A 21,829-nucleotide genomic window follows, 5' to 3' on the forward strand; every position below is an offset into this window, starting at 1 on the left:
TAGCCTCAATACACCAAAATGGGGCAGGAGTGATGCCAAAAGTGTGAGATGAAACCTCCAACACACCAAATCCAGGCGAGAGCGCCCCTAAAGTGTGTGTTGGAGCCTCCAATACACCAAAACATAGCGAGAGCTCCCCCAAAAGTGTGCGTTGCCTGTCCCATTACTCACTTTTCCACGCTAAGTTTATGATAGAGGTTTATAGTTCCTGAACAAAAGTAAAAACGCGACTCCTCGATTGGTATCGAGAAACCGCGTTGGTAATAGAGTTATGTATGGTGACCCGTATTGGGATCGAACCAATGACCTCCACCCTGTCAAGGTGGCGCTCTCCCAGCTGAGCTAACGGATCGTATTTGTTAAGGACAAGTAAAAATATATCGTATTTTGTCGATTAAGTCAACCATTTATTAAAATTAATTTTATAAACCTCACTTGCCCTTGATTAATCTGAAAATATAATCAAATTATAATATAGGGATTGTCTTTTGGCAATCCCTATTTGTACATTCCGAACTCGTTACAGCCTAACCGATTAAACCAATTGTCTTGAATACAAAAATAAAGGCGGTCATAGAAAAGACTGAAAGCAGTGTTGTCATCATAATGATGTTTGATGAGAGCTCACTGTCTCCATCCATAGCAGCCGTCATAATATACGAGGTAGTCGAGGTAGGCACACCAAACAGTACATATATCAATAGGACATCTTGCGTTGAAAAGCCCCAGGCTGTCGCGAGCATAACAGCGGCTAATGGAAAAATAATGAGCTTTAGAACACTTGCGTAAACCGTTGGAAGCAGCTTTTTTATAGACCCTTGGAAATTGAAAGTAGCCCCAATGGTTATTAAGGCAAGCGGTGTCGCAATCGGACTGACCTGATCAATTGAACGAGATAACATAACCGGGAGCTTTAAGCCAATTTCAGAAGCAATAATGCCCGCCACAATCGCTATAATCATGGGATTTTGGACAATCGTTTTAATCGCATCCATCGCAGTCTTCTTAAGACTAAATTCAGAACGTTTTTCTTGATTAGTCAGAGTCAGAAGAATAACGGTCAACACATTGTATAACGGAACCACAAAAGCGATGACTAAGGGGGTTTTAAGCCCGATCGTACCCGTCATATTCTCCATCAGAGTGATGCCGACATAAACAAAGTTTCCGCGAAATGCCCCCTGAACATAAGCCCCTATTTGACGCTTATCTTTTATCAAGACCAACCCGAGTCCCCATGCAAGGACCATTGTCAAGAAAGTTCCAATGACTGTGTAAAGAATAAAGCGACCATCAAAATAAGAATTAATGTGCGTGTTCATAATATCGGAAAAGAGTTTAATCGGCAAAGCCACTGTAAAAACGAGCTTATTAGATACTTTAATAAATGTGGCGTTAAGCATTCCAATACGTTTTAAAAAATAGCCGAGAGCCATGACGATAAAAATGGGCATGGCAATGTTCAAACTAAAAATAAAATTACTCATGATTTCCCTCTTAGACTGTCTATTTTTTTATACAACGAAGATACATTGAATAAGACTCAAGGTGTTTTCAAGTCAAGTCTAGCTAGACTAGTAAACATTAGATTTAGTATAGAACGACTTGAGTCTCCTGTAAAACAATCACGCCTTTATTTTCTGACAAGAGGGAGAATTCATTTGTTTTAGACAACTTACTCGTTTACTTCTTTTTTGATTCTTCCTCATCACGAATTCGATGGGCTAATCGACTAGAAGCATTTGACACAATACTTGCGACCAGGTCATCTAAAAAAGTGTGGACATTATTTCCATTTTTCGTATCCAAATCCTTTATGATACCTGTTTTGGCTTTGTCAAGATAACCAAAAGTGGTGATCGCAATACTGCCATATCCTAAGACAGCGCCTATTGCCAAAGTTTCATCGACACCAAACAGCCCTTCATCCTGCTCAACCAAGCTCTGCAGCGGTTCAGAAAGCTGCTTTTTTTCAGCAAGACGATCCAATTCGATCCCCACTAGCAAGGCGTGATGGACCTCCCGCTTTTCAAGAACGGCTTGAACACTTTCAATGCATGCCGGCATCTCTAATTCAGGAGAAAAAGGCACTTGCATCTCGTAAACAATTTCTGCCATACTTTCTATTGTGACGCCGCGCTCCCTTAAAAGCTGCTTAGCGGCCTCTGCTACAACTCGACTTTGAACGCGTTCTCCCACCAAAACGCCTCCTCTAAACAAACAGATTGTAAGAAGGTGAGGACTCCTCATCTCCCCTAAGAAAACAAGGTTATTTACATTCCTATGACTCTGTTTCAACAAGCATGCTCCTTTTTGGCATTTGAAAAAAAGGAGCCTAACGTGCGCCCAATAAAGCACTCAAAAATTTATCATTAGTTTTGAAGGATGACCGACAGCGGTATAATAATAGAGAGGTTATTTCATTTTAAGAAAGGGTGAGGAGTTTGCTCGTGTCTAACGCACAGATTCAAGATCATGCCATCCCAAGTAAAGAGTTGGATGAAGTGATCTCAACGCGTCTTTATCTGCCTCCTAATTATTCACCACTATATACATATCCTTTAATCATTGCTCAAGACGGACCGGATTATTTTGATTTAGGCCGCTTAGGAACAACACTTAACCAATTATTAAATGAAAACGAATTAGAAAAAGTCATTGTCTGCGGCATTCCGTATCCAGACCCGTTAACCCGCTGGCATCGCTATCACCCAGAAGGCGATCACCATGAGGCGTACCTCCGATTTTTGCACCGAGAGCTGCTGCCATCATTGAGACGCGATTTTGCGGTGGAAACATTGGCAAGCGGTGTAACGCTTATGGGGGATTCACTTGGGGCGACCGTTTCTCTCCTTGCCGCCTTAACCTACCCTCAATCGTTTGGGAATCTCATTCTTCAATCCCCATTTATTAACACGACCCTTTTAAACCGGATTGAAAAAGGATTGCCGAGCACTCTGACTGTCTATCATTCTGTTGGCAGAAACGAAACAGAGGTTAAGACAACATTAGGAAAGGTTGAAAATTTTTTCACTGCGAATCAAGCTCTTGCCAAACATCTGAGTCAAAATACAATTTCCAGTTATTCTTATGTCGAGCATGACGGCGTACACACATGGAGTAGCTGGCAAGAGGATTTAAAGAAGGCGCTCCTCCACTTATTCCCGCGATCCTAATGCTGCGGGTTTTCATCTGCTCAACTTTTCATTATAATTATCCTATAAGATAAGTTGATGGAGACTTGAAAGGCGGTTAGATAATGAAATACGGTATTGCCATGTTTCCAAGTAAACAGTTACAAGACCTCGTCAATTCCTATAGGAAGCGCTACGATCCTCATTATGCTTTAGTTCCGCCTCATATCACGATAAAGCCTGCCTTTGAACTAGAAAACGGTGAGGTCGATTCTTTTGTCTCACGTGTTCATGAGATCGCAGCCTCTATTGGACCTGTTCAAATTGAAGTAAACAAAGTCAAATCCTTTCAGCCTGTAAACAATGTGATTTACTTAAAAGTGGAGGAAGACCCTAACTTAGTTGAACTCTATCATCAGCTAAGGGCATTAGAAGTAGGGCCGGCTGGCGAATATCCTTTTGTTCCTCACATCACACTTGCTCAAGGGCTTTCGAACGAAGAACATAGCGATATTATTGAAGTTTTAAAAATGAAAAACATTCAGCATCATGAAACCATTGATCGCTTCCAGCTCCTTTACCAGCTGGATAATCAATCTTGGACCGTCTATGAAACATTTCATTTAGGAAAGGATACACACTAATATGTCCCTTGAAGTTGTAGTTTGTGAGAAAGAACAAGATTATCAGAACGCGCTTTACATTCGGCGCATCGTTTTTATAGAAGAACAACAGGTTCCTGAAGAGCTTGAAATCGATGACCATGAAAAAGATGCGATTCATTTTGTCGTGTATGACCAAAACCGTGAACCAGTTGGAGCGGGCCGGCTTCGAAATAAAGGCAATATGGCCAAGGTAGAGCGGATCTGCGTACTCAAGAATCGACGTGGTGAGCATATTGGCGAGGCCTTAATGGGCAAGCTTGAGCAAGTTGCGGAGGAAAAGGGATTCACTAACTTGCTTCTGAATGCACAGACTCATGCTCAAGGCTTTTATGAAAAACTCGGCTACAAAGTCACATCTGATTTATTTTATGAAGCAGGCATCCCGCATGTCGAGATGAAAAAAAACGTTTAACACTAGCCAGATTTAAAGGCTTCTCCAAGAATTTATTTTGGGGAAGCTTTTTTCATTTTTGGAAACACCCGCGAATGACTTCACTGCTTTTGAGTTAAACTACTCACACAAGAGGTGAGTCATGTGCATGAATACATAGAAACAACCGTTGAGCTCGTTGTCGGTTTCTTCGCTTTAATGCTCATTACAAAAATGTTAGGCCGCTCATCCATCTCACAAGCAACCCCCTTTGATTTTGTTGCTTCACTCGTACTAGGTGAGTTTGTTGGAGGGGCTATCTACGACCCAAAAGTCGATCTCTTTCGGATTATTTATGTTGTTGTCATCTGGGGGATCTTAATCTTCCTAGTGGACTTCATCGCCTTGAAATTCAACAAATCCCGCGGACTAATTGAGAGTGTTCCCGCGATCCTGATCAAAAATGGGATTATCAACCGAAATGTATTAAAAAAGCATCGGTTGGACATTAATCGTCTTCAGTCCTTACTTCGAGATAAAGATATTTTTTCATTTCGTGAGGTTGAGCATGCGATCTTAGAGCCCAATGGTAAAATTAATGTTATTAAAAGGCCGATGTTTGATACCGTCAAAAAAGTAGATCTCGATTTGCCTGTTCAATCTGTCAGCATTCCGGTTACTCTAATTAGTGATGGGGTTCTCATTCCAAATAACTTAAAACAGATCAATCGTGACTCAAAATGGCTGGAACAGGAGCTCTTAAATCGCTCCATTAAGAGTATACGGGATGTGATGATTTGCGAATGGCGGCTTGAGGATGGTCTCTACGTTCAAACGATTTTCCCTTCGCAAAAGACTCAATAGAAAAACCGGGCAACCCCTTTGCCCGGCCTTTTAATTTAGACTTGTTAGTCCTCCTCCTCAAGCGTCTTCTCGCGCGTCTTCTCGCGGTTCCTTTAGTGAGACCAGGAGAAAGATCACACCAACAACTAAAACGAGAAGTCCCCACCAAAGATCAATGTTTATTTTTACCGAATCCGTACGAGGATTATTGAACAGGCCATAGCCTGCTAACACAACCCCGTATAAAGTTAACAAAATGCCGATCAAGCGACGAAGGTCAAATAATTTTTGTGATTGGTTTTCGTCCATTTTTGTTCACTCCTACCAGAAGATGATGTTTAATATGACAAAGATCACTAAGCTGAGAATGCCAAGGACACCTGGGCGTTTATACCAAGCATAGCCTTTGTAGGAACGATATTTCCCGACACCCAGGACAATGCCTTTTAATTCTTCAACCGGTTTCGGTTTGGTGACAAGGCTGACCAAAATACCAACCCCCGTCGTTACCACCCATACCCACCAAGACCGCCAGAAGTTCCCTGCATTTGGTGTCGCAAAATGGATCGGTATAAAGAAATAAAAGATAAAGGCAAAAGCTATTCCAGAGACAAGCCCCCAGAATCCTCCCCAAGGTGTCATCCGCTTCCAGAACATACCGAGTAAGAACACCCCAAATATAGGCGCGTTAAAGAATGAAAAGAGCGTTTGCATGTAGTCCATAATACTTGGAAAGCCTGTCGCAATATAGGAGAATAGAACAGCCAAAACAACACCTGCAATAGTTGCGACACGTCCCATCCAGACATAATGAGCATCAGTTGCGTCTTTCTTGATATATGCCTGATAAATATCATACGTCCATACCGTTGTAAAAGCCGATATATTCCCTGCCATTCCACTCATGAAACTGGCCATAAGAGCCGTCACTCCAAGCCCAACTAGCCCTACAGGGTAATACTTAGCAAGCAAGGCAGGAAGAGCAAGATTATAACTCATCGTTCCATGACCAATATGAGGAAAAACAGCTAAGGCAATCAACCCGACCATGATATTAATCGCCGGGATAAACATTTTAATAAAAGAAGCAAAGATAGGCGTCACTTGAGCGGCTCTTTGGCTTTTGGCCGCAAAAGCCCTTTGAACAACAAGGAAATCAATGGTCCAATAAGCAAATGACGTCACAAAGCCAAGACCAAGGACAACGCCAAGCCAATTCGTACCCAATGCATTATGGTTGGATCCAAGACTGCTCCAGGCATGAGTAAATCCGTCTGGAAGCTTGGCAACTAGCCCATTCCATCCTCCTAAATGAATGAGTCCGATGATCGTAACGGGTAAAATACCAAGAACTATTAAGAAAAATTGCGTAACTTCATTAAAAATCGACGAAGTGAGACCACCCAAAGCGACATAGACTAAGACAATGGCTGCTGACAAAATGATACTCCCGGTTAATGACCAGCCCAGTAATGTTTTGAAAAGAAGCCCCATTGAATAGAGGCTTATCCCAGAAACCAGCAAAGTCATAGCCCCAAAAGCAATCGCATTCACACCACGAGTGGCTTCATTAAAACGAAGCTTCAAATATTCAGGCACTGAACGCGCACGCGATGCGTAATAGAATGGCATCATGTATAACCCCATAAAGATCATGGCTGGAATAGCGCCGATCCAATAAAAATGCACTTGAATCATCCCATACTCAGCTCCGCCTGCACTCATTCCAATAAGCTCGGTCGCACCAAGATTAGCAGACATAAAGGCGATCCCGGTAATCCAAGTTGGAAGCGCTCGGCCAGACAGGAAGAAGTCTTTTCCTGTTTTTGTATACTTTCTAAGCATAAAACCTATTATTAGAGCAAAAGCAAAATAAACAATAATGATAAAATAGTCCACAGCATGTAAATGAAACAAACCATTCATTACTTATACCCTCACTTTTGAATCAACCTCATCCTACACCTGATCTAACCGCACATGAACACGTCGTTGATGATAGTCAACCAACTACTTGAGCCAATCTTCAGTGACGGAGAACGTTGTAGGTGACATTGACTTTTTTTGTTAGTTTTTCTCCCGCCCCTTGGATTTACGCGTTCCTAAACGGATCCATTGGAAGTTCATCTTTTCAGAAGACTCTTACATTTGAATGTTTTGAGCGAAAGCGCTTTAGAAATGCTTCAAACTTAGCGAGTCTTCCCCATCTCATGCCACCCCCTCCTACTCTTAAGCTATTAGACCTTCTAACAGATGCTAAACCGGCACCAAGGAAGCGATGTCATACCACTTATTTCATGGTATGTCTCTATTAAACTGAGTATGCAAAAGCAACTGTTTGGCTTCAGTCAGGTGGGTCAGATCTCGTTACAGTCATTCTTTCAGCAGAGGCCTGTCCAAAAAAATAAAGTTCCTGATAAAACAAAAAAGAACCGCTCTCCAGTCGATCTAGCGACAAGAGACGGCTCTTTTTTTGAAGTATTAGATCCAGAATGGGTTTTGCCCAGCAGGACCTTGTGGAAAAGCCTGTGGAGCATTAGGGCCTTGAAGCGTTTGCTGTTCAGATTCCGTTGTTGTTCCTTCTGCAGCGACTGCATTTTCCTCACCGTTTGCTTCAACTGGTTGACCAGCATTAGCGAGCGGTTGTTGAGGTTGAAACATAGGGAACCCCCACAGATCGCGTTGAACTTGTGGATAAGGAGGAAGGGGAGCGGGTTGACCTTCTACTGTCCCTTCTGCTTCTCCACCCTCTACTTGGCCCTGTGGAGCTTGAAAACCTTGTGCTCCAGGAAATCCTTGTGGGGCTTGAAAGCCTTGAGGAGATGGGAACCCTTGTGGAGCTGGGAACCCTTGTGGAGCCGCAAATCCAGAAAATGGAAAACCTTGTGGGGCTTGAGTAACAACGCCTTCTTCCTCATCGCGATGGAACACGATGTCTTTGGCATGAATATGCAACGTATCTACATGTAACGTTTTGCCTTTCTTCTTTTCTTCTGGCACTTGAAATCCCTCCTGAAGTGGTTTCGTCACACTATATGCGAATGACTATCTTTTTGTATAGTCGTGTGCCCATATTTAGGGTTAAGGTTGTTTAATGACCGTGCTTCAAATGAAATACTTTTTGCTAATCAAGCGACTAGCCTGTTGGTCTAAAAAAGGATTTGGCATGACACTATAGGATATGGTTGAGAAAGAAAGGTGGTGCCTCTCAATTTAAGTTTAATAAAGGTCTGCTTCCGAATTATTTTTGTAACCCTCCCGTTTATTTTTCAAATCGAGAATGAGGTAAAAACATCATGTCGTCAAGTCCAGGGGTCCTTATTAAGTGTTTGGAACGAAAATGACTAGGGAACACTGAAAGACTAGTTGTCATTTTAAATAATAGTATCAGTTGCTAAAAGCAGATATAATAGGGATAGAACACGAAATTATTATGAACTTAATTGGAGGATAAAATGGAAGATTTACTTAAATTAGAAGGAAAAAACATCGTTGTAACCGGAGTTGCCAATGAAAGAAGCATCGCCTGGGGTATTGCACAATCTCTGTATAAAGCTGGAGCTAATGTCATTTATACATACCGCTTGGACAGATCCCTGCAAAAATTAACTAAGCTGCTAGAAAAAAACGAACAAACGACCGATCTCGTTTTCCAATGTGATGCGAACAATGATGAAAGTATTCACAACGCCTTCACGAAGATTGGCGAAAAAGTGGGCGTGATCCACGGGATCGTTCATTCGATCGCTTTTGCACATGCCGAGGATTTACATGGCGATTTTATCGATACTTCAAGAGACGGCTTTGCATTTGCCCATGATACAAGCGCCTATTCATTAATTGCGATTGCAAGAGAAGCGAAGCCTTTTATGACAGAAGGCGGATCTATTGTGACCATGAGTTATCTAGGTGCTGAGCGTGCTGTCGAAAAATATAATCTGATGGGTGTTGCAAAGGCCGCTCTTGAATCAAGTGTCAGATACTTAGCGCTTGAATTAGGCAAACATGATATCAGAGTCAATGCGATTTCCGCTGGTGCCATTAAGACTCTTGCAGCCAAAGGAATATCCGGATTTAATGAGATCCTAAAGGTCATTGAAGAAAAAGCCCCTTTGAAACGTAATGTGACACAAGAAGAAGTTGGCGACATGACCGTTGCCATGTTAAGCCATCTATCAAGGGGTGTTACAGGCGAAGTCGTTTACGTGGACTCCGGATACAATATTATTGGTTAACGATCCGACTAAAAAAAGACCGAATCCGGTCTTTTTTTAGTTTTAATTTTAATTGACCGGTGAATGGAATCAGCCGCTATTCGGGAATTCTAGTGAGAGAGAATGAGGTGAACATAATGTTTGATTGTATCGGTGACATTCACGGCTGTTATGAGGAATGTATCACGTTATTGGAAAAGTTAGGTTATAAATGGAAGGATGATCTTCCTGTTCATCCAGAAGGACGTCTTCCGGTCTTTCTTGGAGATTTGACGGACAGAGGACCCGCTTCCGTTAAAGTGATGGAGTTGGTTTCAAAACTTTTTCAGAAAAATTTGGCGAAATATGTCCCGGGAAATCATTGTGATAAACTGTATCGTTACTTAATTGGACGCAACGTGAAAATTAACAACGGGTTGGAGACAACGGTAGCCGAATTAAAGGCTTTATCCCATAAAGAATGCCGCCAAATTAGCCATGGATTTAAAAAGCTTTATGAATCTTCACCGCTTTATCTGCAGCTTGATTCAGGTCAATTAGTGGTGGCTCATGCTGGTATTAAGGAAGCCTTCATCGGTATAACGAATAAAAAAGTCAAATCCTTTGTCTTGTATGGAGATGTGACCGGCGAAACAGATGACACGGGCTTTCCTATTCGCCGAGACTGGGCCAAGCATTATAAGGGAGACGCGTGGATTGTTTATGGCCACACCCCCGTTAAAGCCCCTCGCCAAGTTGGAAACACGATTAACATTGATACAGGCTGTGTATTCGGAGGAGCCCTTACCGCATGGCGTTATCCCGAAAAGGAGCTTATTTCAGTCCCTTCCTTACAACCGCTTATTGAAGAAAAGTTTCGTCCTATCGGCGAGTGATTTTTTAAAGTGGTCCCCTATAAAAGAAGCTTCAAAAGAGAGCGCCACAGGATCCCGCTTATCGCTTCCGCAACCTGGCATCCCAGTTCACTATCCTCTCCATCCCCTTCTCTAAAAGCGGCAGCAAATCTTCTGGAAAAGGAGCCATGCAAGCTATTTCTTTTCCACTTAAAGGGTGTGGGAAAAACAAATGACGCGCGTGAAGAGCTTGCCTTTTTAATAAGGACAACTCTCCTCCATAGAGATCATCTCCGATTAACGGATGACCAATCGAAGAGAAATGCACTCGAATTTGATGGGTCCGTCCTGTTTCAAGGCGAATTCCTAAGATGGCGAGGTCGTCGTTCTGCCAAAGAACCTCATAATGTGTGATGGCCTCTTTTCCTTCATCCGTGACACAGCGCTCAATAATACTGCCTTCCTTTCTTCCTATTGGAGCATTAATTGTTCCTTGAACGGCCGCAAAAGGATGGTGAACAACGGCAATATATCGCCGTTCGATCTTCTTCTCTTTTTGAAGACGTGAGAAAAGATCATGGATATGTCCGTGTTTGGCCATTAAAACAAGGCCGGACGTTTCCCGGTCCAATCGAGTAACCGGATGAGAGGCGCCCGCTTCTCCTTTTTCTCGCAAATAGTGGACCACTCCATTGGCAAGCGTTCCTTCAAAATGCTGGTAAGAGGGAATGGTTGGCATGCCAGGACTTTTATTAACCACTAATGAGCAGTCATCCTCATAAATCACATCGAGCGGAAGAGGCTCTGGATGGAGCGATTCACTAATAGCTTCAGGAGGAAACACAATTTCTAACTGTTCACCGCCTTTTAGGATATACGTTACGAATTGGGGGGTTCCATCCACTAGAAACTCACCCCCTTGGTACTTGATGGCCTTGATCGCTCTTCTGGATACTTGCATCTGTGTTCGAACAAAATCACCTAATTTCTGTCCCGCTTTCTCGAGTGGAATTAGACAAGATAATTTAAATGGACCTTTCATGTGACCTCCTTGATGCCATTTATTTTATATGGGAGAAAAATGAAGAGAGGGCAACCTTCCTTGGCCCCTCTCTTCTAGTTCTAATTAAATCAATCACCAATAAAGGATTCTCTAACCCTGACCCAAAATGGGAATGGGCGATACCTTGCAAAGCGTACCTTTTCTTCAGCTACTCGGCAATGTATTGATTTCACACCTTTATGAATGATGGATAAATGGTCAATCGTTATGTCGAAGTTCACATCATTAACCGGTTTGAGCATACAAGTATGATGCTGCGGCAGGACAAGCGGCGACCCCACTGTGCGGTAGACGCGATTATTAATAGAAGCCATTTCTGCCAGTTGAATCGAAGCAAGCGATGGATGGATAATAGCGCCGGACAATGCTTTATTGTAAGCCGTACTACCGGTCGGTGTCGATATACAAAGACCATCCCCTCGAAACGTTTCAAAATGGTCGCCTTTGATCGTGACATCCATGACCAATGATCCTTCACTGCTTTTAACCGTACATTCATTGAGTGCCAAATAATGTCTCTCTTCATCTTCATCATTTAACTGGATAGACACTTCAAGAAGCGGGTATTCCACAACTTGAAACGGTGTCTTGGCAATATGAATCACAAGCTTCTCTACTTCATCTGGAGTCCAATCCGCATAGAAACCTAAATGACCCGTATGTACACCAACGAATGTGGTATGCTCAAGACGATTGATATAGCGGTGGAAGGCGTGAAGAAGCGTTCCATCTCCTCCGACTGAAATAACGATATCGGGTTCTTCCTCGTCAAGAGTCAACTCAAAGCCAAGCAAATAACTCATTATTTGATTCTTTATGTCGTTAGAGGTTATGTCCCCTTTTGATTGAATAGCAAATTTCATCTTTATCACCCTTAAGGCGTTGACTTGTCATTTGAATTTTTTAAAACAAAATGCTTATGTGCAATCTGAATTTCACCGCGTATCTCAGACATTTCCTCATCTAATAAAAAAGCTGCTTCGGCGGCTCTTTGGAGACGGTCCTTTATGTCCTTAGGAATACGGCCTTCATATTTATAATTTAATGAGTGCTCAATCGTTGCCCAAAAATTCATGGCCAATGTCCGAACTTGAATTTCAACCAGAATGATTTTCTCTCCTGTTATCGTTTGGACCGGATAATTGATAACTAAATGATAGGACCTATATCCGCTCTCCTTCTTTTCATTAATATAATCTCGTTCTTCGATAATTTGAAAATCCCGTCGGCTCTTCAGGAGGGCAATTACCTTATAAATATCGCCGACAAACTGACACATGACACGAACGCCGGCAATATCCTGAATGTCGGAGGCCAGGCGGTCCATTGGCACTTTCTTTCGGCGTGCTTTATCCAAAATACTTGTAACGGGTTTAACGCGGCCTGTCACAAATTCAATAGGAGAATGATCGCCACACATTTCATACTGCTCACGATATCCCCTTAGCTTAATCTTTAATTCATCAATGGCTTGTTTGTAAGGAGATAAAAACAACTCCCAATCCATTTATCATCACCCCGCCGCCTTAAGTCCCCATACTCTAACTTTCCTTACTCATACCGCTTCTTACTGAAGAAATCCTAGAAACGTTTTATGATGGGGATGAAAGGATTGTTTCCCACCTTTTATTATGTCATAATTTAGGTAACCTTTCCAAGTTAAGTTGGTGTTATTTTCAAAATGAGTCAAGAAATCGAAATTGAATTCAAAAATATGCTGACCAAACATGAGTTTGACCATCTGGTACAAGTCTTTCAATTAAATGAACAAGACTTCCTGACCCAGCATAATGATTATTTTGATACGTCCTCCTTTGAGCTTAAAAGCAAGGGAGCCGCTTTACGCATTCGGGAAAAAGAGAACCGATTCGTTCTGACGCTTAAAGAACCCCATACTGTCGGGAAACTCGAAACTCATCAATTCCTCTCAAAGAAAGACGTTCAACAGTTTTTCCAATCTCGAGAGCTTGACCCCGGTGATGTCCAGCAACGATTAGAGAGGTTATCCATCAAACCCGAGAACCTCCAGCACCTTGGGCGGCTGACCACACATCGCGCGGAGTTTCCTCATGAAGAGGGGTTATTTGTTTTAGATCATAGTTGCTATTTAGATACCGAAGACTATGAAATGGAATGGGAATTTAACGATCATCCGACTGGTCAAAAGCGGTTCGAATCCTTCCTTGAGCGCTATCAAATCCCTAAAAGACCTACACAGAACAAGATTATGCGTTTTTTTCTCTATAAAAAGTCGAAGGAAATGCGTCAGGACTAATCACCTGTAGAATCCCTTCGTTACATCGACAATCATTTAGAGGTAACGAGAATACGCTATCCGCCTCTAAATGGGGCTGAAATGACGAAATAAGGAAATGACGTTACGCCTATTTCAGTTGAGCGTAACGTGGATTCGCTATCCGCCGCGAATCCGGCCAGAATGCCGAAATAACGGATTGACGTTACGCCTATTTCAGTTGAGCGTAACGAGAATACGCTATCCGCCTCTAAATGGGGCTCGAATGACGAAATAACGGAATGGCGTTACGCCTATTTCGGCTAAGCGTAACGAGAATACGCTATACGCCTCTAAATGGGGCTGAAATGACGAAATAAGGAAATGACGTTACGCCTATTTCGGTTGAGCGTAACGAGAATACGCTATCCGCCTCTAAATGGGGCTGAAATGACGAAATAAGGAAATGACGTTACGCCTATTTCAGTTGAGCGTAACGAGAACACGCTATTCGCCGCGAATCCGGCTGGAATGACGAAATAAGGGAATGGCGTTACGCCTATTTCAGTTGAGCGTAACGAGGATTCGCTATTCGCCGCGAATCCGGCCGGAATGACCAAATAACGGAATGACGTTACGCCTATTTCGGTTGAGCGTAACGAGAATACGCTATCCGCCTCTAAATGGGGCTGAAATGACCAAATAAGGGATTGACGTTACGCCTATTTCAGTTGAGCGTAACGAGAACACGCTATCCGCCGCGAGCGAATCCGGCTGGAATGACCAAATAACGGAATGCCGTTACGCCTATTTCAGTTGAGCGTAACGAGAATACGCTATTCGCCTCCCATTATAAACTATTTGCGAAGTTAGACAGGTTGTCTTAGAATGAATCGGGGGCCTCGCTAGTTCCTTTAACCCTTTTCATTGAAGGCAGCCTTTATTTGATTTATACTAATAGAAAGATTGAACGCGCTTAACATCCTTTGTCAAATAAAGGGTATACTTGTAAATTCCAGTTAAATATGTAAGCGCTTTATATATGTAATCTCTCTTATAATAGTAGATGGGGAAAAAACCTTTTGAACCATTGCGTGTCGAATATTTGCGATACAGCACTGAACCTTGTTAAAATACTCTTATAGAAAAAAGTGTTGATGGTTCATCCAAGACCAAATACAAGGTCGGATACAGCGCTATTTCTTTGGGGGCCAAAAATGAAATGAGTCGAACAGAATATAATGCCTATAATGAAATTGGAGGTTTCGAGACGGTTGAGCGTCTCGTCACCGCTTTCTATAAGAGAGTATCCGAGCATCCCACGCTCATTCCGCTGTTTCCAAATGATTTTAAGGAAACGGCACGCAAACAGAAACAGTTTCTTACTCAATTCCTGGGAGGCCCTCCTTTATATACTGAAGAATTTGGGCATCCTATGTTACGCAAACGACACTTGCGCTTTCCTATTGGCAACAAAGAACGAGAAGCTTGGTTAAGTTGTATGTCGGGGGCAATGGAGGAAATTAAGCTTCCAGAGCCTTGGCGTGAACTAATCTTTCAAAGACTGTCCCTCACTGCACATCATATGATGAATCAAGATGACCTTAATATGAGAGGGGGATGATCATGTATAGATCCACCTGTGATGGGAGTAAAGGCAATGAAATGTGTTCATTGTCTATGGATGTTAAGAAAATTAAGCCCATCGAAATTTATTCTTTTCTCGATCCTATATGCCCTGAATGTTGGGGACTTGAACCTATTACCAAGAAATTGGCGATTGAATACGGAGAGTATTTATCTATTAGAACTTTGCTTGGTATTAACTTAAATGAATCCAACAAATCATTAGATAAGAAGTTACAATCCATTCAATGGGGCAAAACCGCCAACTTAACAGGGATGTCATGCGACGATCAAGTTCTTCGCGATTCTCCTCCCTCTCCATGGAAAGCCATCATAGCAGTTAAGGCGGCAGAATTACAGGGGAGATTAGCCGGCCAGCGTTTTCTTCGCATTTTGCAAGAAAAGTTGTTCCTCGCTAAACAGGATATCAACGATGAAGAAATCTTGTTGGCGTGTGCCAAGGCAGCTCAACTTGATTTAAATGAATTCCAAAAGGATTTGGATTCTAATGGGCCTATTAAGGCTTTTCAATGTGATCGAAAAATCATCTCTGAAATGGAAGTCATTGACATCCCAACCCTTGTCTTTTTTAACGTTAAATCCGATGAGGAAGGCATAAAAATTTCGGGGCGATATCCTTACAGTGTTTATGTACAAATTTTAACCGAAATGTTGGGCAACCCTCCTTCTCCAAAATCACCGCCTGATATGGTGTCGTTTTTGAAGGATTACCACTTTATTGCGACAAAGGAATTGGCTGTGGTTTATGATCTAGAGGAGGCGGAAGCAGAACGAGAGCTTAAAAAGCTTCAGCTCAAACAAATTGTTGAAGCCGTCCCCGTTAAATATGGAACGTTCTGGAGATATATTGGGGATTAATCGAGTTAGAAACAGCCATAGGGCTTCCTAAAAGGTCCTGTGGCCTTTTTATTTGGAAAAAAACTTTAAAAATAAGGCGCTACGCATTTTCAGAGGCTTGTATTCATAAAGTATTTGTAGACGAAATAAAATGGCTTTTCCAGTTCTTAATTAATACAAGGGAGGGAACTCCAGTGCTTCTTATTCGCATTTCAGCCATTATTTTGACTCTTATCTCCTTTTTCTATTATGTTCTCGGCCTTATGCATCTTTCCTCTTTGCTAATTACAGGTGTTGTTTTCTTTATTTGTCTTCTTATAACTATACTTCTTTTCGCGCCGTCAGAAAAAAAGGAAAAATCCACAATGCATTAAAGAGACGGGTTAGACTGTTTGGCCTGCCCTAAAGGACACCTCATGTGACCTCTATACATTTTGGGGTCACAGAAATAAAGGTTGCCCCAAATGTATAAGAAAAGCGCCCCTAAACGCTTGGGACGCTTTTTTCGTTTCAAGAATTTATCTTGTTACTCTCCTTCAAAAAGCAAGGCTTCCATTTCGTCCAAGACACTCTCAAATAATTGGAAGGCTTGTTTAACGGGCTCCTTTGTTGTCATATCGACTCCTGCTTTTTTCAGGACCTCAATTGGGTAATCAGAGCTTCCTGCTTTAAGAAACTCTTTATAACGCTGAACCGCTGTTTCGCCTTCCTCCAAAATTTGTTTAGAGAGAGCAGCAGCAGCACTATATCCTGTGGCATATTGGAACACATAAAAATTGCGGTAAAAATGGGGAATTCGAGCCCACTCGATGCCAATTTCTTTATCGACGGTCATGCCATCCCCGAAATATCTTTTATTTAAATCATAATAGATCTCTGTGAATTTTTCTGCCGTCAGTGCTTCGCCATTAGCGCTGGCAACATGGGCAAGCTGCTCAAATTCAGCAAACATAGTTTGGCGGAACACGGTCGCACGAAAGCCTTCTAACTGATTATTTAAAAGATAGAGCTTCTTCTTTTTGTCATCTGTTTGCTGAAGCAGATAATGATTGAAGAGCGCTTCATTGCAAGTAGAGGCCACCTCAGCAACAAAAATGGAATAATTAGCATAAGGATAAGGCTGGTTCTCCCGGGTGTAATAGCTATGTAGGGAATGCCCTAATTCATGTGCAAGCGTGAAGGCATCATTGATCTCATCTGACCAATTCAAAAGGATGTAAGGCATGGTTCCATAAGTTCCAGATGAGTAAGCCCCGCTTCTCTTATTCTTTGTCTCACGCACGTCTATCCAGCGGCTATCAAATCCCTCTTTAAGAATGGAGACATATTCCTCACCCATTGGAGCAAGCCCCTCTAAAACAAGCTGTTTAGCTTCCTCATAAGTCACTTTCATCTCGACATCTTTCACAAGAGGGTTATAAAGATCGTACATGTGCAGATCGTCTAACTCAAGTGCCTTTTTGCGAATTTCCACATAGCGATGAAGGAGCGGTAAATGCTCATTGACCGTTTCCACTAAATTATCATAGACCGATTCAGGGATATTGTTCCCGGCAAGAGCGGCCTCTCGTGCTGAATTGTAATGACGGATACGCGCATTGAAGTTATCCTGCTTAAAAGATCCTCCAAGGGTTGCCGCAAACGTATTTTTAAAGTTTTCATACGTTTCATGCATGGCAAGAAACGCCCCTTTACGAACCTCTCGATCCTTGCTTCGAATCAAGCTGGAATAACGTCCGTGCGTTAACTGAACCTCTTTACCCGATTCATCCATTACTTTTGGAAATTCAAGATCGGCATTATTTAGCATTCCGAAAGTATTTGAGGCGGTTGCCATGACTTCACTCGCTTCAGCTAGCAAGGCCTCTTTCTCTTCATCCAAAATATGGGGACGTTCACGATTTAAATCTTCTAATAGGTGGCGATATAGCTGTAAGTCCTTATTTTCTTTTATAAAAGAATTAAGCGTCTCTTCTGGAATGGCTAATATTTCCGGTACTAGAAATGAAAGCTGTGCGCCAACCATCGCACCTAACTGACGCCCTCGGTCATTAAGCGCTTGAAATGTCGGATTCGCCGTATCTTCATCTGCCTTCATATGAGCATAGACCATTAATTGACTAAATGTTTTGGTCAACTCATCCTCTTGCTGCAGAGCATTGAACAACGTCTCTGCTGACTCACCTAATTTTCCTTTGTAAGCGACCACTTTCGGGACGAGTGCTTTTACTTCTTCAAAAGCCTTTTCCCATTCTTCTATACTGCTATAGATCTTCTCCAAATCCCATTTTTCTAGATCTGGGACATCTTGCCTTGTTAAAACATCTTTTGCTTCGGTCTGCGCCATGCCTGACACCTCCATGATCTCATTCTGAATCATTCTTACTTAATAATATTTCTCTTTAATAAATGGATAATCCTCCCTCTTTATTCTACTATACTTTACGTATTCCCATTCATCCCTTTTCCTTGCTCAACCAAAACTCTAGCATGTGTTGATCTTCTTTCATTAATTCATCGAGAAAAGGCTCTGGCCATTCAAGCTTTTTTTCTATAACATATGCGCCCTTTGATTCCAGTCTTAAATAACCTAATGTACATAGGGCTTGGAGATAGCTTAGAACAACCGTCTCCCAATTGTTGAGTGTTTCACAGCGGATCTGAACCCGTATCCACCTTCTATTAATTAATTGTGAGAACTTATACCGTACTGTCTCCCATTCAATAAGTGTGCCTTCCGAATAGCCAAATAGGAAGATCAAGCAAATCCAACCCTGCCATTGATAGCAGGGGGTTTCAATACAGGCAAAATCTCCAGTTGGCAGTCCTACGACTCCAGGGAATGCCTTCCATACGACCGCTTTGTTACTGGCAACACGCTGAAGTTCATATTCAAACACTTGAGAATAGGCAACATAACCGACTCGCCATTTCTTCTTGACCATCATCCAGTTAGCTAGCAGTGAGTGTTGTTTGGGGAGGAGAAAGGGTTTCAAGAGATCTTGCAAGGATAAGGAGCCAAGCGGCCGTGTCACTTTCTCGGCCATAACCCGACGTGAATTAAGAGGGATAAGATGATATAAAAAGGTGACGTACTGACTTGAAGGTTCATAAAAAATTAAAAATCCTTTTTGTTGCTGGCGTAAAGTTAGTGGGGGATGAATAAAGGGAAAGCGAAGGGTACTCCATTCAAGCGGGGTGAGTTGAAAGGTATGGGTGCTTAATTGCCGGAGACGTTTCTTATGCCATATCCAAATCGGCTGCATGTCTCTGTTACGATAGCCTTTGTCTCTTTCTAATAGTTTCTCAATCGGTATGGTCGAGCATTGGAATTCAAAAGCAAGTGACTGGGGAAAACACGTAAGTCCCACATCTGCACGCTGGTTAATTTCTGGAAAGTACCATTCCAATTTTGGACTGAGCTCCTGCTTCTTGAGCCACTCGTACAGGTCCTTCTTTCCTTGAATATGTGCTGGGGTCTCTGGCTCGGAATGACTTAAACAATCTGACTCCCTCTTATGAGCAAAATGATAACACTTCTTCATACCAAGCTTCATTAAAAGCGGTGAATGGCAAATCGGGCACAAGAAGGTTTGTTCTTCTCTTTGCTTTAAGAGCCAACTGTATTCATGCGGTTCCGCCAGAGAAAAGGGGGTTCCATCTTTCCAAAGCGCGACTAACATCGCTCACCTCCAAGATGAATTTATCTTATGCTTCTAAATTCGGCACAAGAAGGTCGAGTTCCTTCTTATTAGATTTAAAATGATGACGAAGCTTACACGTGAGAAGCTTGGCCAAAAAATCACAGAAGCTCACTCCCGACTCTCATCCAGGAGCGCAAAATCCAAGAAGGTTCTCCATTTATCCAAGAAGGTCGCTAAAAAATCCAAGAAGGTTTGTCAAAAATCACAGAAGCTCTCCCCCGTCCCTCATCCACGTGAGTAAAATCCAAGAAGGTTCTCCTTTTATCCAAGAAGGTCGCTAAAAAATCCAAGAAGGTTTGTCAAAAATCATAAAAAGTCTACCAAAAATCACAGAAGCTCTCATCCAGCTTTATCCAGGAGCGCAAAATCCAAGAAGGTTGCTCATTTATCCAAGAAGGTCGCCAAAACATCCGAGAAGATTTGCCCAAAATCCCAAAAGGTCAGTCCAAAATCACAGAAGCTCACTCCCCACCCTCATCCAGGAGCGCAAAATCCAAGAAGGTTCTCCTTTTATCCAAGAAGGTCGCTAAAAAATCCGAGAAGGTTGGTCAAAAATCATAAAAGGTCAGCCCAAAATCACAGAAGCTCACTCCCCACCCTCAAGCATTAAGGGGAAAATCCCCATTTATTTATCAAATCTGCTTTAGCCTCTCCTATTAAAGATAAAAGCTTGGGATCCCCCAAGCTTTTGTCTTCTAATTATAGTGTTATTTTAGTAGCCATGGCTTTTTATTGGCGTTCGCTCACAGCAGCGGCGACAAGAGGCGTGAGGTGGATTCAACCACTCTTGTGATGATCGGCCGTTTTCTAAAAACGTCCAAAACAATTGGCGTTGCGCTTTCCAAATCTTTAATATAGTCCGCAACCAATTGAACCGTACTCTCTGTTCGATACAAGAACGCATTGACTTCAAAATTCAGATGAAAACTCCTCATATCCATATTAGCGGTTCCAATAGAAGCAAATTCATGATCGACAATAATCACTTTGCTATGCAAGAAACCCGCTTTGTAATCATAAATGTTAACCCCTGCTTCTAAGAGCTCTGGAAAATAGGAATGGGACGCATAAAAAACAATTCGTTTATCAGGACGGTTGGGTACAAGCAATTTCACGTCAATCCCACTAAGGGCGGCCACTTTGAGCGCACTCAAAATATCATCATCTGGAATCAAATAGGGAGAGGCAATCCAAATGGAACGTTTGGCTGAGACGATCATGGAGAAGAACAGGCTCTTTATTACCTCCCATTCGTCATCAGGAGATGAAGCGATCATTTGAACAGCCCCAAAATTTTTCCCGATTGCCGGCTCTGCTTTAAAATAAATAGGATCGGTTAGAACCGTCCCTGTCATATGATACCAATCCTGTAAAAAAATCGTTTGGAGGCTTTCCACAGCTTCTCCTCTCACATATAAATGAGTATCCCGCCAAAAGCCAAAGGAGGGATGTTTACCAAGATACTCGTCACCGATGTTTAATCCGCCTATGAACCCAATCTTTCCATCAATTACGACGATTTTTCGATGATTGCGGAAATTGATTTTATGATTTAACAAAGGGACTTTAACAGGGAAAAAGGAGACAACCTCTGCACCTGCCTCTTTCAGCTCTTCAACATAATGCCTTGATAACCGCCAACTCCCAACCGCATCAAACATAAAGCGAATCTCAATCCCCTGCTTCGCTTTTTTAACCAAAAGATCCTTTATTTTAGTTCCAAGTTCATCATGACGCACAATATAATATTCCATATGAATATGGTGCTCTGCTTTTTCAATGGCGTCCATAATTTCTTTGAAGGTCGCTTCACCATTTGTCAATATTTTCGTCTCTGTACCAAACGAGATCGGAAAGGGCGTTAAGCGCTGAGCAAGCTTCAATGTTCGGCTCTGATCTTCCCCCATTAAGGCGAGCTTCTCATGATCCAGCTGACTTGTTGGCGACGCTTCAGCATACGTCATTTCATTGAGGAAAGCACGTTTTCGAAACAGCCTCTTCTTTCTATAACTTTTTCCGAAAATAATGTAGACAATAAAGCCCACGACTGGAAAAATAGCGAGAACCATCAGCCAAGTAATCGTTTTAGAAGGCTGTCTATTCTCTAAGAAAATGACAATCCCTATAAAAACTACAGAGAGTGATAAACCAACATTCAAGGTCTCATAAATCCAGCGTTGCCAATTCTGCAAGAAATAAAGGAGCACCAAAGCCCCAATAATTAAAAGGGTTAATTGTAATTGCCTTTTCATATCGTGACTCCTTTTGACTCATCCCTATAACTCG

The 21,829-nt window shown here is 42.2% G+C and carries 22 protein-coding genes and 1 tRNA gene; 10 read left to right on the plus strand and 13 right to left on the minus strand.

The window, feature by feature from the left end:
• Positions 1-276 precede the first annotated feature (276 nt).
• The 3 genes from PU629_RS17465 to PU629_RS17475 form a co-directional block, all read right to left on the minus strand.
• Positions 277-352 (minus strand) — tRNA-Val (locus tag PU629_RS17465).
• Between the two features lie 175 nt (positions 353-527).
• Positions 528-1,487 carry an AEC family transporter gene (locus PU629_RS17470; protein ID WP_275281313.1) on the minus strand — a complete coding sequence of 320 codons (960 nt, stop codon included), beginning with the start codon at positions 1,485-1,487 and terminating at the stop codon, positions 528-530.
• Between the two features lie 196 nt (positions 1,488-1,683).
• Positions 1,684-2,199: a phosphatidylglycerophosphatase A family protein gene (locus tag PU629_RS17475; RefSeq protein ID WP_481900453.1), complete on the minus strand. Its 516-nt coding sequence runs from the start codon at positions 2,197-2,199 to the stop codon at positions 1,684-1,686.
• 251 nt (positions 2,200-2,450) lie between these two features.
• On the opposite strand from PU629_RS17475, the gene PU629_RS17480 reads away from it, so the two are divergent.
• The 4 genes from PU629_RS17480 (at position 2,451) to PU629_RS17495 (ending at position 5,033) form a co-directional block, all read left to right on the plus strand.
• Positions 2,451-3,176 carry an alpha/beta hydrolase gene (locus tag PU629_RS17480; protein ID WP_275281314.1) on the plus strand — a complete coding sequence of 242 codons (726 nt, stop codon included), beginning with the start codon at positions 2,451-2,453 and terminating at the stop codon, positions 3,174-3,176.
• A gap of 83 nt (positions 3,177-3,259) precedes the next feature.
• Positions 3,260-3,778, plus strand: coding sequence for a YjcG family protein (locus tag PU629_RS17485; protein ID WP_275281315.1), 519 nt, complete (start codon positions 3,260-3,262; stop codon positions 3,776-3,778).
• Position 3,779: 1 nt separating this feature from the next.
• Positions 3,780-4,211 carry a GNAT family N-acetyltransferase gene (locus tag PU629_RS17490; RefSeq protein ID WP_275281316.1) on the plus strand — a complete coding sequence of 144 codons (432 nt, stop codon included), beginning with the start codon at positions 3,780-3,782 and terminating at the stop codon, positions 4,209-4,211.
• Positions 4,212-4,334: 123 nt separating this feature from the next.
• Positions 4,335-5,033, plus strand: a complete 699-nt coding sequence (locus PU629_RS17495; RefSeq protein ID WP_275281317.1) for a DUF421 domain-containing protein — start codon at positions 4,335-4,337, stop codon at positions 5,031-5,033.
• 57 nt (positions 5,034-5,090) lie between these two features.
• On the opposite strand, the gene PU629_RS17500 is transcribed toward PU629_RS17495, so the two are convergent.
• The 3 genes from PU629_RS17500 to PU629_RS17510 all read right to left on the minus strand — a co-directional run bounded on the left by PU629_RS17500 (position 5,091) and on the right by PU629_RS17510 (position 8,012).
• Positions 5,091-5,321 carry a hypothetical protein gene (locus PU629_RS17500; RefSeq protein WP_275281318.1) on the minus strand — a complete coding sequence of 77 codons (231 nt, stop codon included), beginning with the start codon at positions 5,319-5,321 and terminating at the stop codon, positions 5,091-5,093.
• Between the two features lie 12 nt (positions 5,322-5,333).
• Positions 5,334-6,938, minus strand: coding sequence for a sodium:solute symporter family protein (locus PU629_RS17505; protein ID WP_275281319.1), 1,605 nt, complete (start codon positions 6,936-6,938; stop codon positions 5,334-5,336).
• Between the two features lie 555 nt (positions 6,939-7,493).
• A complete protein-coding gene (locus PU629_RS17510; RefSeq protein WP_275281320.1) occupies positions 7,494-8,012 on the minus strand; it encodes a hypothetical protein in 519 nt (172 codons plus the stop codon).
• A 455-nt stretch (positions 8,013-8,467) separates the two neighbouring features.
• Here PU629_RS17510 and fabI point away from each other — a divergent pair, with 455 nt between their 5' ends.
• A complete protein-coding gene (fabI, locus tag PU629_RS17515) occupies positions 8,468-9,247 on the plus strand; it encodes an enoyl-ACP reductase FabI (RefSeq protein WP_275281321.1) in 780 nt (259 codons plus the stop codon).
• A 113-nt stretch (positions 9,248-9,360) separates the two neighbouring features.
• The gene (gene prpE, locus PU629_RS17520) at positions 9,361-10,101 is read left to right on the plus strand and encodes a bis(5'-nucleosyl)-tetraphosphatase PrpE (protein WP_275284487.1); all 741 of its coding nucleotides are present in this window, start codon (positions 9,361-9,363) and stop codon (positions 10,099-10,101) included.
• 58 nt (positions 10,102-10,159) lie between these two features.
• Here prpE and PU629_RS17525 read toward each other — a convergent pair whose 3' ends face one another.
• From PU629_RS17525 to yjbM, 3 genes are all read right to left on the minus strand, one after another.
• Complete coding sequence (locus tag PU629_RS17525; protein ID WP_275281322.1) at positions 10,160-11,101, minus strand: RluA family pseudouridine synthase; 942 nt, start codon at positions 11,099-11,101, stop codon at positions 10,160-10,162.
• 89 nt (positions 11,102-11,190) lie between these two features.
• Complete coding sequence (locus PU629_RS17530; RefSeq protein WP_275281323.1) at positions 11,191-11,985, minus strand: NAD kinase; 795 nt, start codon at positions 11,983-11,985, stop codon at positions 11,191-11,193.
• An 11-nt stretch (positions 11,986-11,996) separates the two neighbouring features.
• The gene (gene yjbM, locus PU629_RS17535; protein WP_275281324.1) at positions 11,997-12,629 is read right to left on the minus strand and encodes a GTP diphosphokinase; all 633 of its coding nucleotides are present in this window, start codon (positions 12,627-12,629) and stop codon (positions 11,997-11,999) included.
• A gap of 174 nt (positions 12,630-12,803) precedes the next feature.
• Between yjbM and PU629_RS17540 the strand changes: the two genes are divergently transcribed.
• Together PU629_RS17540 and PU629_RS17545 are read left to right on the plus strand one after the other, a co-directional pair.
• Complete coding sequence (locus PU629_RS17540; RefSeq protein ID WP_275281325.1) at positions 12,804-13,397, plus strand: CYTH domain-containing protein; 594 nt, start codon at positions 12,804-12,806, stop codon at positions 13,395-13,397.
• A 97-nt stretch (positions 13,398-13,494) separates the two neighbouring features.
• The gene (locus PU629_RS17545; protein ID WP_275281326.1) at positions 13,495-13,653 is read left to right on the plus strand and encodes a hypothetical protein; all 159 of its coding nucleotides are present in this window, start codon (positions 13,495-13,497) and stop codon (positions 13,651-13,653) included.
• A gap of 127 nt (positions 13,654-13,780) precedes the next feature.
• Here PU629_RS17545 and PU629_RS17550 read toward each other — a convergent pair whose 3' ends face one another.
• Positions 13,781-13,975 carry a hypothetical protein gene (locus PU629_RS17550; protein ID WP_275281327.1) on the minus strand — a complete coding sequence of 65 codons (195 nt, stop codon included), beginning with the start codon at positions 13,973-13,975 and terminating at the stop codon, positions 13,781-13,783.
• Between the two features lie 602 nt (positions 13,976-14,577).
• Between PU629_RS17550 and PU629_RS17555 the strand changes: the two genes are divergently transcribed.
• A complete protein-coding gene (locus tag PU629_RS17555; RefSeq protein ID WP_275281328.1) occupies positions 14,578-14,979 on the plus strand; it encodes a globin domain-containing protein in 402 nt (133 codons plus the stop codon).
• Positions 14,980-14,981: 2 nt separating this feature from the next.
• A complete protein-coding gene (locus PU629_RS17560; RefSeq protein WP_275281329.1) occupies positions 14,982-15,860 on the plus strand; it encodes a ClpXP adapter SpxH family protein in 879 nt (292 codons plus the stop codon).
• Positions 15,861-16,365: 505 nt separating this feature from the next.
• Here the strand turns inward: PU629_RS17560 and pepF are convergent.
• From pepF to cls, 3 genes are all read right to left on the minus strand, one after another.
• On the minus strand, positions 16,366-18,186 hold the full coding sequence (pepF, locus tag PU629_RS17565) for an oligoendopeptidase F (RefSeq protein ID WP_275281330.1): 1,821 nt from the start codon (positions 18,184-18,186) through the stop codon (positions 16,366-16,368).
• A 109-nt stretch (positions 18,187-18,295) separates the two neighbouring features.
• Positions 18,296-19,522 carry a competence protein CoiA gene (locus tag PU629_RS17570; protein ID WP_275281331.1) on the minus strand — a complete coding sequence of 409 codons (1,227 nt, stop codon included), beginning with the start codon at positions 19,520-19,522 and terminating at the stop codon, positions 18,296-18,298.
• A 764-nt stretch (positions 19,523-20,286) separates the two neighbouring features.
• Complete coding sequence (cls, locus tag PU629_RS17575; RefSeq protein WP_275281332.1) at positions 20,287-21,795, minus strand: cardiolipin synthase; 1,509 nt, start codon at positions 21,793-21,795, stop codon at positions 20,287-20,289.
• Positions 21,796-21,829 lie beyond the last annotated feature (34 nt).

This window comes from Pullulanibacillus sp. KACC 23026 (assembly GCF_029094525.1).
Classification (GTDB): Bacteria; Bacillota; Bacilli; order Bacillales; family Sporolactobacillaceae; genus KACC-23026.

What these genes read in the sequence shown, in the direction of transcription:
- PU629_RS17530 (WP_275281323.1), bottom strand. Translation starts at nt 11,985, where the DNA reads ATGAAATTTGCTATTCAATCAAAAGGGGACATAACCTCTAACGACATA.
- PU629_RS17505 (WP_275281319.1), bottom strand. Translation starts at nt 6,938, where the DNA reads ATGAATGGTTTGTTTCATTTACATGCTGTGGACTATTTTATCATTATT.
- cls (WP_275281332.1), bottom strand. Translation starts at nt 21,795, where the DNA reads ATGAAAAGGCAATTACAATTAACCCTTTTAATTATTGGGGCTTTGGTG.
- PU629_RS17485 (WP_275281315.1), top strand. Translation starts at nt 3,260, where the DNA reads ATGAAATACGGTATTGCCATGTTTCCAAGTAAACAGTTACAAGACCTC.
- PU629_RS17545 (WP_275281326.1), top strand. Translation starts at nt 13,495, where the DNA reads ATGACGTTACGCCTATTTCAGTTGAGCGTAACGTGGATTCGCTATCCG.
- PU629_RS17555 (WP_275281328.1), top strand. Translation starts at nt 14,578, where the DNA reads ATGAGTCGAACAGAATATAATGCCTATAATGAAATTGGAGGTTTCGAG.
- PU629_RS17570 (WP_275281331.1), bottom strand. Translation starts at nt 19,522, where the DNA reads ATGTTAGTCGCGCTTTGGAAAGATGGAACCCCCTTTTCTCTGGCGGAA.
- yjbM (WP_275281324.1), bottom strand. Translation starts at nt 12,629, where the DNA reads ATGGATTGGGAGTTGTTTTTATCTCCTTACAAACAAGCCATTGATGAA.
- PU629_RS17525 (WP_275281322.1), bottom strand. Translation starts at nt 11,101, where the DNA reads ATGAAAGGTCCATTTAAATTATCTTGTCTAATTCCACTCGAGAAAGCG.
- pepF (WP_275281330.1), bottom strand. Translation starts at nt 18,186, where the DNA reads ATGGCGCAGACCGAAGCAAAAGATGTTTTAACAAGGCAAGATGTCCCA.
- PU629_RS17470 (WP_275281313.1), bottom strand. Translation starts at nt 1,487, where the DNA reads ATGAGTAATTTTATTTTTAGTTTGAACATTGCCATGCCCATTTTTATC.
- fabI (WP_275281321.1), top strand. Translation starts at nt 8,468, where the DNA reads ATGGAAGATTTACTTAAATTAGAAGGAAAAAACATCGTTGTAACCGGA.
- PU629_RS17560 (WP_275281329.1), top strand. Translation starts at nt 14,982, where the DNA reads ATGTATAGATCCACCTGTGATGGGAGTAAAGGCAATGAAATGTGTTCA.
- PU629_RS17540 (WP_275281325.1), top strand. Translation starts at nt 12,804, where the DNA reads ATGAGTCAAGAAATCGAAATTGAATTCAAAAATATGCTGACCAAACAT.
- PU629_RS17490 (WP_275281316.1), top strand. Translation starts at nt 3,780, where the DNA reads ATGTCCCTTGAAGTTGTAGTTTGTGAGAAAGAACAAGATTATCAGAAC.
- PU629_RS17500 (WP_275281318.1), bottom strand. Translation starts at nt 5,321, where the DNA reads ATGGACGAAAACCAATCACAAAAATTATTTGACCTTCGTCGCTTGATC.